The sequence below is a fragment of the Pseudomonas sp. WS 5011 genome (genome assembly GCF_012985775.1).
In the GTDB taxonomy this organism is placed as follows: Bacteria; Pseudomonadota; Gammaproteobacteria; order Pseudomonadales; family Pseudomonadaceae; genus Aquipseudomonas; species Aquipseudomonas peli.
Window position 1 is genome coordinate 1 of sequence record NZ_JAAQXA010000041.1, and the last position, 10599, is coordinate 10599.

11 protein-coding genes are annotated in these 10599 nt (G+C 52.0%); 4 read left to right on the plus strand and 7 right to left on the minus strand.

Annotated features, from left to right (window positions below; genetic code table 11):
• The first annotated feature begins 64 nt into the window (after positions 1-64).
• Positions 65-472, plus strand: a complete 408-nt coding sequence (locus tag HBN63_RS20845; RefSeq protein WP_170050743.1) for a histone-like nucleoid-structuring protein, MvaT/MvaU family — start codon at positions 65-67, stop codon at positions 470-472.
• A 366-nt stretch (positions 473-838) separates the two neighbouring features.
• Here the strand turns inward: HBN63_RS20845 and HBN63_RS20850 are convergent, their stop codons facing one another.
• Positions 839-2020: a Fic family protein gene (locus HBN63_RS20850; protein WP_170050744.1), complete on the minus strand. Its 1182-nt coding sequence runs from the start codon at positions 2018-2020 to the stop codon at positions 839-841.
• Between the two features lie 328 nt (positions 2021-2348).
• Between HBN63_RS20850 and HBN63_RS20855 the strand changes: the two genes are divergently transcribed.
• A complete protein-coding gene (locus HBN63_RS20855; protein WP_034010206.1) occupies positions 2349-2579 on the plus strand; it encodes a hypothetical protein in 231 nt (76 codons plus the stop codon).
• Between the two features lie 511 nt (positions 2580-3090).
• Here the strand turns inward: HBN63_RS20855 and HBN63_RS20860 are convergent.
• The 5 genes from HBN63_RS20860 to HBN63_RS20880 form a co-directional block, all read right to left on the minus strand.
• Entirely contained in the window at positions 3091-3693 is a 603-nt protein-coding gene (locus HBN63_RS20860; RefSeq protein ID WP_126543330.1) for a hypothetical protein, read from the minus strand.
• Positions 3665-4603, minus strand: coding sequence for a hypothetical protein (locus HBN63_RS20865; protein WP_126593986.1), 939 nt, complete (start codon positions 4601-4603; stop codon positions 3665-3667). The genes HBN63_RS20860 and HBN63_RS20865 overlap by 29 nt, the downstream gene beginning before the upstream one ends.
• Positions 4604-5198: 595 nt before the next feature.
• Complete coding sequence (locus HBN63_RS20870; protein WP_003090707.1) at positions 5199-5906, minus strand: Crp/Fnr family transcriptional regulator; 708 nt, start codon at positions 5904-5906, stop codon at positions 5199-5201.
• A gap of 81 nt (positions 5907-5987) precedes the next feature.
• Positions 5988-6560 carry a hypothetical protein gene (locus HBN63_RS20875; RefSeq protein ID WP_021219115.1) on the minus strand — a complete coding sequence of 191 codons (573 nt, stop codon included), beginning with the start codon at positions 6558-6560 and terminating at the stop codon, positions 5988-5990.
• Entirely contained in the window at positions 6557-7783 is a 1227-nt protein-coding gene (locus HBN63_RS20880) for a sterol desaturase family protein (RefSeq protein WP_003090706.1), read from the minus strand. Before HBN63_RS20880 ends, HBN63_RS20875 begins: the two co-directional genes overlap by 4 nt.
• A 212-nt stretch (positions 7784-7995) precedes the next feature.
• On the opposite strand from HBN63_RS20880, the gene HBN63_RS20885 reads away from it, so the two are divergent.
• Positions 7996-8688 (plus strand): SDR family NAD(P)-dependent oxidoreductase, encoded by a 693-nt coding sequence (locus HBN63_RS20885; protein WP_021219117.1) that lies wholly within the window; start codon positions 7996-7998, stop codon positions 8686-8688.
• A gap of 401 nt (positions 8689-9089) precedes the next feature.
• Positions 9090-10076, plus strand: a complete 987-nt coding sequence (locus HBN63_RS20890; RefSeq protein ID WP_170050745.1) for a hypothetical protein — start codon at positions 9090-9092, stop codon at positions 10074-10076.
• Position 10077: 1 nt separating this feature from the next.
• Here HBN63_RS20890 and HBN63_RS20895 read toward each other — a convergent pair.
• On the minus strand, positions 10078-10599 hold a 522-nt coding region (locus tag HBN63_RS20895; RefSeq protein WP_170050746.1), incomplete at its 5' end, for a transposase.

Below are 10599 nucleotides of genomic sequence, written 5' to 3' on the forward strand. Positions count from 1 at the left end.
GACGCCGGGCACCTCAGACTAACAATGCCAGCCCTGCGTCGCTGCGCTCCGACTGCCTGTCCGAATGATCGTGGAACAGGTGTCCGGATCAGCGTGGGCTGAGTGTCCGAATGGCGTGGAATCCGCATACAAAGCTTTGGAAGCTCAAATCGCCGAGCAACAGAAGCGCCTCGAAGCCCTCAAAGGTGACGAAAAGCTCAAGCGCGAAATTGAGTTTGAAACCAAACTCCTCGCCCTGCTGGCTGACTATAACTACTCCCTGCGTAACGTGATCACCCTGCTCGACCCGAGCGCCGGCAAAGGCGTTACTGCACATGTGAAAGGTGCTCGCCGCGAGCGCGCTCTGAAACGCTACAAAAACCCGAACAACGGTGAAGTAGTGGAAACCAAAGGCGGTAACCACAAAGTTCTTAAGGCATGGAAAGAGCAATACGGTGCTGAGAAAGTCGAGAGCTGGCTGCAGCAACAGTAAGCGCCAGCAGATACTAAAAAAGCCAGGTTGTACCTGGCTTTTCTGTTTTTAGCACCTCTTCGCCGCTCACTAACGTCACTTCTAGAGGAGGCTCCTACTCACGGTTGGCGCGTTCAACGTTTAGAGCTCCATTTACCCATGCGAGCAGACTCATATTGATCTTGCACAGTCATTGTTTTAAATGCGCGCCTTCTTGCAAATAGCCTCCAGATTAACGAATCAAATTTCTGCAAAAGTGATAGCACGAGATTTTCAGATCTTGGGTCAGCAGCTAGTCACAAAAGGCTGAATTGGAGTCCGGGGCTAGTTCACGCCCCGTACACCGAAACATCTGAAGCCCTGAGCGCAAACACTCAGGGCGCACAATTACCAAAGGGAGGGGAACAGGAACTCGATAGAGTGTCGAGAGAGATTCAACGAGACCGGCTTACGCCCGTCCAGCTTGATCAAACCCTCTTGAGCCATCTGCGAAAGAAGAGTCCGGGCAGCATAATTGCTGAACCCCAAGTTAGTCTGGATATCGGCTCGCCGCTGATCGCCATGGTAAAGCAGGCTCTTGTAAACCTCGCGCGCCTCAATCCGAAGCACCGGCAACACCTCGCCCTTTCCGCTGATGAACACACCTCTCTGCCGCTGCTGGAAGTAGATGTCAATCCGCTGGTTGAGCATCCGCGGCTCGAGGAGAGAGCTGAAATAAGTCACCTGGTCGAGAGCGGTCTCTACGAAATAGCGGGTGAATGTCAGCAATCCCGAATCGGAAAGCTCTCCGCGACCATCAAGATCACCCTTCCGGGGCTGATCCGCAGCATCGAGGGCTGCATAGTAAGCGTCGACGTTCCGGCCGAAGCCACGGCTCATTGACCACAGGCCATATCCACCTAGGCCACCAGCCCTAAGGTACTGGTCAGTGAACAAGCGGCCAGTTCGGCCATTGCCATCCATGAAGGGGTGAATCCACATCAGCCGATGGTGTGAAGCAGCTGCAGCTAGGATTGGAGTTATCCCATGGTGCCGATCCAATCGGTAGGCACCTTCGAACCAATTCATGTATGTACGAAGGTTCTCGGCAGCCGGTGGGATGTGGTTTCCGACCTTGACGCCTTGATCCCTGAACTCGCCTGGAACAAGACGAACAGTCTCTCCCTCCTCGTTGACTTTGATCTGCAGGAACTCTTCGGGCATACCCTCGTAGAATTCGCGGTGCATGCGCGAAATCGCGCCATTGGTACAGATATCAACCTCATCAATTGGGTCATCGCTGAGGCGCTTCTGAGCTTCAATGTGGCGCTTGATCTCCAGCAACTCCTCGCCGGCCCTGACGTCAGCGGGCAAGTCCTGCGCACGCAATACGTCAGCCGGGACGGTGGAATTCCCTTCAATTCTGTTGCTGTAGTACGAGTTGACCTTACGCAGCAGGTTCATCATGGGGAGCCGCAGCGGCTGAGGGATATTCGCGTGCAGCGCGGCGTCGAGTCGCATGAGCTCGACGACAGCATCCTGGAGGTCACCAGGGGCGCGGTCTTGCGGAATGAGGGGAGTAAGTGCCATTTCCCGGTTAACTACCTCGTCATGAGCCCTGTGGCCTAAGGCTTTTCCATATTGCTTGCAGAGTAATCTGCCGGTTCATTTTCCAGCAAATTTAACGCCTTGGAAAAATTTTGGACGCCTCATCTGAAGATAAAAACCGCTCCGGTATAGGCCTGAATGCAAACTGCGATTTGAGATTATGAATAGCCCCGGCTTTTCTAGCGACCTCCAAGCCTCATAATGAGGCCCACTAAGAGTCCAAGGCTTCTCGGTGTAACGTTTGTGCCAGCAAGCCCAAGCCCGTAGTACACCAGACTGATCGGGCCGTTTTGCCAGTACAGGAGAAGTAATGAAGCGCGAAAACGTGAAAGTCAGAATTGCCGAAGGTGTAGTTTTTGATACCCAAATCCTAGCCAATCCAGCAAATACTCGCGAATGGATCGTGATGTTCAAGAAGGATGCCGGCCGCAGTTTCTTTCTGATAGATGATCAGGACGAGATCGACTCTTTTCCCGACCTCAATAGCTTGGTCGACGAGCTACGAAAACTCGGTATCCGCCGTACGGAGATTCATCTATAACCCCTCAGGGTGCGAAATTGCAGTGATTTGACCACCCATTCGCACAGCCACTGACCGGTCAATTGCACAAGCTGACCAAGCGTTTGCATTCGACTTGACCAGCGCACGCCTTAGTGACGACCGGCAGAGAACGGCCGATTCTGTTGAAAAAGTCGGTTTTCGAGAGCGCTGCTTTTCGGCAGCTCAAGAATCGCTCAATTTCGACGTTGCTACGTGAAAACCAAGACAGCTTTGGCTTCTGAGCGAACCAGATTTCAACGTCTCTAACGCTCCTTCATGATCAAAAATCGCGACGGCACTTTTTCAACAGAATCGGCCAGAAGCGGGCATTCAGCCTACGATAGGCTTTAACTAGAGGCAATTCCTCGGATCAGAATAATTTGCGCCAAGAGAGGCTACTTAAAGCAGTACGCTGCAGTAGAAATAGTTGGGCGTACTTCATAAATGCTGATGTAATAAATTTAAACCCTTCATTCCGCCGATGACTTACTTGGCAGCGAATACATAGCTGCTAGTCGTCTCCGAGAGGAAGTACTGGATCGTGTGACTTGTCTAGGTAGTCAAACATTGTAGCCAAATTCTTTTTTATGAGATAAAGCGAAAGCATTAAAAAGGATATAGCTAGAATTACAAGGAACGAGCATACCATCACAGATGGTACGCTTTCGTACAAGCCAATAGTTAGCTGCGCTATGGATGCAAGAAAGCTAAATGAGATTGTGTAGAAGAGTATGTTGCTTAATCTTCTAAGCGGCCTAAATAAAGGTGGATAGTTTTCAGGGCCGTTTAACTCCATACCATCGAGCCAGTCCTGCTTGTATTTGGCGGAGTCATAAACCTCTTTTTTCATATTAACAATGATAAAAGTTTTGGCAGACATAAGAAACCCACCAAGTGCTAAGAACCCTGTAAAAAGACTCCCTCTCAAGTTTTCTGCATAGAACTCAAATATTTTAGCGGTTGTGCCAGCTTCTAAAAACAAAAAACCTCTCAGGTGTACCTCTTTAGAAATCGTGATTATCAGGGCCACATAGAGTAAGGCAGTGATTGCCGCCGCCACAACAAATGTCCAGCATTCCTTGCTATTAGTTAGAGGATGTTTTTGTGAAGACATGCTTATAATCCTTTTCGCATTTGCCTTTAAGATCTTGAAACAAACTACAGCCTTTAATGTCTGTCATTTTAAATGTTAGCAAATTCTTGATGAAATCATCATAGCCCATTTCGCCAAAATTCGCAGGCACATCCATTACTTTCACAGAGACCGGCTCATCCTGATCGTCAAGCACTTCAACTCTAGCCGTTGCTTGTTTAATGGTAGGTATCATACTTTGAATACCACTTATGATCAGACTTGAATCTACTGAGCTATCAAAGCGTACGTGATGTCTTACCTTTTCAATTAGGCCTTGCAGCGGCGACTCTTCACGTAAAGACGCTTCGAGAGAAGACACTTCGTATCTGAAAGAACGTATGGATTTGTATTTTTCTAAAACTTTTTTAATGTCTTTTGACTGAGCAATCATGTCAAATTCAATTCCATGAAAAAAACGACTATTAATAGCTTTTAATTGTTTTCTTGGTACGGAATCTCTACCACCGAGAGCTAATATCTCTGCATCTCGCTTAGCCTCTAATTTTCGCCTATAAAGCGTGGTTATCATTGATCCAAAATTAGGGGCGGTACACGACCCATGATGATACTGGTAAATCCCAAAGCCATTTTTTTTATTGATAATTAAAAAATTGAATTCAGCTATTTTTTCAAGTTTTGATAGATCCGAGACCTTAATTTCAAGATTGCTTCCTTTCCCTACTAATGATGTGAATTTTTTCTGGTTTTTTATGGTTATAACTGTGCCATAGATATATTTTTCATCTTGGTCAATTATTATTTTTCTCGCACTATCAGTGCGGATTGGAAAGTCAATATCGGCTCCTACTAATGACACGAAGAAATTAGTTAGCGCGATGTCGCTTTTTTTTGTTGAAAAGGAGACGCCGTAGTTTTTAACAGTGAACATTGCTGATCAATTTCCTTTTGATTCTCGAAATATAATATATTCGTTAGTTTTTTAGCTTGTAAAATTTATTATTCACTTCAAGCCTGCCCAGCTCCATTAATGTCATGTGTTGAAGCAGGCGGCTGTCGATATGTTGCAGCTTGATATTAACATTGTGGCTGAGGACGTAATACATCACTACGCATTCTCAGCGCGGTAGCCTGGATGACCACTGGTGGAAAATGCTCCGCAGTTTTCCACCCTACAGGGACTTGATGGCTTTGTAGGGTAGACAACGCCTTCTTGTCCATCAGCTTTTGCGAGCGACAGCAATGGGTCGGACACACCATTGTCGACCGGCCGCTTTTGGCCGATTCAAGCCTGACGCGATAGACCGGACTCGGCCAAAAGCAGTCTTTGATTGGTGACCAAGCGGCCCTCGTGCGGGGGCAGTTATTAGGCCCAAAGGTCTCTAGGAAAGCCGGGGCTATTGATAGGGCCGGTTCACCTCTAGCATTGTGGTCAGGTGGTACTGATGAAGTCAGGTGGTGAGTCCACTCATGATCAACAGCGATGCACTCGGCCCTGCGAAAATTACATCGAGATTAGTGCCGGCTCAGTTAGCCGCGTGCTCAGAAAGCCCAGCTGGATCAATTACTCGAATATGCCGAAAACCGATCTTAATCAGTCCCGCCTTTTCCAGTTGTTTTAGCAGCCCGTTGATAGTCTGGCGGGAAGAACCAAGTATGGAGGCTAAATCCGCCTGAGAAACATTCAAAATAACTTCCTCAGAGCCTGTTGCCGGTGGTTGCAGCAACAACAGTTCTGCTAAACCTGTACGCAGCCGTTGCAGCGGCACGATCATCTGGCCATCGGCAAAGTGCCGCATAAAAGCGGCATAGCGCTTGGCAATAAAAAGTGTAATTGCCTTGCAATAGAGAGGTTCCTCTTCAAGGATTCGCTCGAATTGCTGCAGAGGCAGCATTAGTAATTGCACATTGGTATCGGCGATCACAGCCACATCGGCCTTTTCGCCTGTAATCAGGGCGAGGAAGTTGAACCAAAATCCTCTCTCGCCAATCATATAAAGCTTCTCCTCACCCTCGAATAGCAGCCGCGAAACCCGCACGCGCCCCTCAAGCACTACTGAGGCTGCAGTCGGTCGGCTGCCTTGGGCAGTGATCACCTGCCCTTTGCGATAGTGGCGCAATACGGAAGACTGGATGATTTTGTCTTGCACTTCCCCCGGCAAGCTTGCGAACCAGTCATCTGCCTCGCGCAGGCGGTAGATTGTCTGATGGGCTGCGTCATCTATGTTTTGCATTTGGAAACCTTGGAAACATCGATGTTGGGTCTTAACCACATTCGACAGTTTCCCAAGATATGGGATGCAGGGGAAGCCGAATTAACGGCTCGCAGCTAACAGCGGCACCACCCTATCCCGGTGCAGCAGCAGCAGGGCTAAAGACAGCAAGTAGTGCAGCCATTGGATGCCAGATAGCGGTCCGAGCATCTCTTCACCGGTTGCACCGGCCGCTAGACTAACGATGAACACTAGCGCCGCCCCGAGTGGCATTACCCGCCGCGTCACTAAGGCTGTGGCACAGATTAACAAGACAGAGCCAAGAGGCACCAGCATGCGCCAGGTGTCAAATCCCGACACGCTAATCACCACCCCGAAGCTCCCAACCAAGAGCGCGAAGCGCCCTGCGGCCGTGATGCGCTGAGCAACAGAGTCATCTGGCCAGCGCAGTGCAATGACCAGCAGCGGGAAACCTGCGCTGGCGGCAACCAGGCCGGTAAAGCGATGTGGGCCGGCGAACAACTCACCATACTGGTAATGCAGTGTACCAATCGCTGCCGCCAGGCCGATCAGGCCGCAACCAATGGCTAGAGCAGGGCGCTGGCGCAGCTGGACAAAGGCAATGGAAAAGGCAACCACAGCCAAGATCAAGTCGGAAATGGCATCGGCATTCATTGGGAAGTCCACAAAGCAGCAGGTTTGAAGGAAGTGCGGCTGAGCCATGCAGCGCTGCCTAGCATTACAACCAATAACATCAGCTTGAGTGCGATGGGCATACTAAAACCGAACCAGTCAGGTAGAGCAGCAAAGGCAATGCCCAGTCCTATGACACGGCACTGCTCAAAACGCCGTGCATTGGCACGTCCTTCCAATAGTGACGTGAGAGAGATTGCCGAAATGGCAAAGCCAGCGGCGTAGAGTGCCAGTAAGGTCTTCGGCAAGGTGTTGAGTAGCGTCAGAAAATGCATGAGGAACAACATTGCAAGCACCTGATGCACTACCGCATAGCGTTTGACCGCATCGGGTGTACACGGATCGTAATACTTAAACTGCGACGGCTCGTAAGGCTCGCTCGCCTCATCGTGCCAGCCACCAGGTGGTGCCAGCCAGACGCCAAGTTTAGCCCGCCAGCCCGGGGTGGCTTTGGATTTCTGCCAGAGCTCAATGTAGTAATGCATGTTGCCCCAGAATGGGTTAAGGCTCTGCAACGGTGTGCGCACGCCGTAGATGACCTTCTCGTCCTTGCGCTCCTCGGCGAAGGTACCGAATAGGCGATCCCAGAGAATCAGAATGCCCCCGTAGTTTGTGTCCATGCAGTAGTCATTTTGCCCATGATGGACGCGATGGTTTGAGGGTGTGACGAAGATGCGATCAAGCCAGCCCAAACGACCAATTACCTCGGTATGCACCCAGTACTGGTAAAGCAAGTCGATCAGCAACACCCCGGCAAACACGCTGGGCGGCACACCGGCCACTGCCATCGGTAGATAGAATATCCAGCCCAGAAGTGCGCTCGTCGAGGACTGGCGTATGGCTGTTGCCAGGTTGAAGTACTCGGAAGAGTGATGCGATACGTGCCCGGCCCACAGCAAGCCAATTTCATGGTTCATACGGTGATGCCAGTAGTAGAAAAAGTCGTAGGCCACAAGGGCTCCGACCCATACCCACAGGCTATCGCTAGGCAAGGTCGTGGCGCGGTAGGCTTCGAATACCAGAGTGTAAACGCCCAGTTTCGCCAACTTGGTGAACGCCCCAACCACCTGGCTCAATAGACCATATTGGTAGCTGCTGATGGCATCAGGTATGGAATACGCCGCTAGCCCGCGGCGGTGCGCCAGCCATGCTTCCAGCAAGGTGGTGGTTAAAAAAATCGGTATGGCAAACACGATCAGATTCATTGCGCGCGATCCTTTTCTCTCGACTCAAGAAAGTTGAGCGGCTGATGGCTTTCAGCGACTCAGCGACCAGGCAAGTTAGCACTCTTGACTGTGCCCACTTGTCGGCTCGGCGACAGGTTCTGCACGGCAATAGTGGCAACCTAGCTGACCACTCGTGCCGGGGCTCAGTGCTCAGTGCAGCCCTGGTGTAGTCCACTTCAAGGAGAATAAGCGTGAGTAAAGTAGTCGCAATTAGCGGTGGATTCGGTTGTCTAGGTATAGCGGTAGGCGAGGCGTTCGCGGCCAATGGTTGGCGGGTGGCCCTGATTGATCAGGCCAGCGTGCCGCGACCCCTGGCCGACACGGCGCGCTCTGAAAAACTGCTTATCGGCGCGGTCGATCTAACCGATCTGCACATGGCAAATTGTGCAATGCAGCAGGTGCAGCAGCATTTTCAAGGATTAGATGCGCTCATCAACGTGGCGGGTGGTTTTCGCTGGGAGACCATCGAGGGCGGCGATCTTGCGACCTGGGATTTGATGTATCAAATGAACGTGCGCACTGCCGCAACGGCTAGCATGGCCGCGCTGACACACCTGAAGAAAGCCGAAGCCGGGCGCATTATCAACATTGCAGCCGGAGCGGCCAGTAAGGCCAGCCTAGGCATGGGGGCCTATGCTGCAGCAAAGTCCGGGGTGATGCGCCTTACGGAGGCGTTGGCCGAAGAGTTGAAAGATCAGCGCATCACGGTCAATGCGATCATGCCATCGATCATCGATACCCCGCAGAACCGCCTCGATATGCCTGATGCGGATGCCACCCGCTGGGTTACGCCAGAGCAGGTCGCTAATGTGATCGTATTTTTAGCCTCTCAGGAGGCTAGTGCAATCACAGGTGCAGCTATCGCTGTAAATGGGCGGTGCTAATTTATTAGGCCGGCTGTCGACATAGCAGAGTGGCTGCCTAGAGCCGTTCTTCTCACCCAGGGTTCGCCCGATCCTAATGATCCTAATGATCCTAATGATCCTAATGCGGCATGCGTGGCCTATGCGTGGGGAACTGACTGGTGTTGCCGGCGGAGAGCTAGCAGCCCTCGGTAGCAGGTCCCAAGTCCTTAGGGTCGACCACCACATACTTTGCCAAGGCGTGTGTCCGCAGCAGTTGTAAGCGACAACATTAGAAAAATACGCGCTAGAAAACCGCCCTATCCCTTGTGGTGCCCACACTATTTCGCTGCCTGGATACGGTATCCAAAATAAGGTTTGAATCCACCGATAAGGAGATGACCTTGAAGCCCTCATATTGGCTAACGTCACAAGTTTTAGCGATGACCACTCTAATCCTGGCGGCCTCGCCTTCTCAGGCTAACTGGGATCAGGCGAATGCCTTCGAGGAAGGCCAGCAGCGTGTTGCCATCGGTAAGGATCCAATGCCAGGCCCTCGTTCGTGTTTTTGGCGCTACGGCCCGGTCAGTGGTGACCCCTACATCAACATCGCCTTCCCTGACGCCGGAACATTCTATTGGGGAGCAGCTTTCTCGGTGCCGAAGGGCGCGAAGCTGCATTTAGAGGGCAGTTTTCCGCATGCTCGCTATATGTCCCTAATCAGCTATGACCGTTTGGGTGCTCCTCTCGACTCAGTGGCCGACTACCTGATCGCGCCGAAGCCAGGTGCTAGCAACCCATATCTCTTCGGTGCAGACCGCAACAGTAAACAGCGCGGCTATAAAATCGAAGTGGTTAGCGAGCCGTTGAGCACTCCTATTCCATGGGGCGTTTACCAAGAAGCCAAGACCCGCGACAAGATCCATGCGCCTGGTCAAGCCGAAAACGGCCAGCAGCAACTGATTTATCGGATCTACGCAGGGGACAAAAATACCGACGAAACAGCAGGTTCCGGTCTGCCAACTCCGGTACTCACTCTCGCTGATGGCAAGGAGCTGCGCGGACAGGATGTTTGTGCCAGCTTGAGTAGCTTCCAGCCATTGTCGTTTGATCAGGCAGCCCTGGCGACCCCGCGTGAGTACCTCAATAAACTGACGGAGGTGGCCAAGGCGCGTGGCGGTCCGGCCATGCCGGCCAGTAACCCGCCGACCTGGAGCAAGAGTTCGGAAAGCATGTCGCGTTATGCCATTTACACCGGCGACAACACAGTGGCGAGTGGTACCAATAAGAAAGACGGGACCTTCTTTGCCAACCTCGACAACCAGTATGTGCGCACCTTTATCAACCGTAAGCACGGCGAGGTTTTCGTAATCCGCGCCAAAGCACCAACTACGCCAAAGGTAAGCGTCCGCCGAACTCACCTTGCGTGATTCAGGCAGGCGCCCACTGATGCGGCAGCAGTTGGCCGACCTCACTCGCCCGCTGCGTCGGCAGGCGTGTCAGCACGTCCTTGAGATAGGCATACGGATCATGCCCGTTCATGCGGGCCGACTGGATAAGGCTCATGATCGCCGCCGCGCGTTTGCCGCTGCGTAGCGACCCGGCAAACAACCAGTTCGAGCGCCCCAGTGCCCAGGGCCGGATCTGGTTTTCGACCTGGTTGTTGTCTATGGGCACAGTTCCATCTTCCAGGTAGCGCGTCAGCGCTACCCAGCGTTTAAGGCTGTAATCCAAGGCTTTCGCCGTGGCCGATCCGTTGGGCACAAGATCACGCTGGGCCAGCATCCAGTCATGCAGTGTATCGAGGATCGGTGAGGCCTTTTCCTGTCGTATTCGCCAGCGTTCTTCATCGCTCATGTCCCGTGCTTGCCGTTCGATTTCGTACAGGCTGCCCATCGCGTGCAGTGCTTGTTCGGCCAACTGGCTTTTGTTTGCAGCGTGCAGATCGAAGAA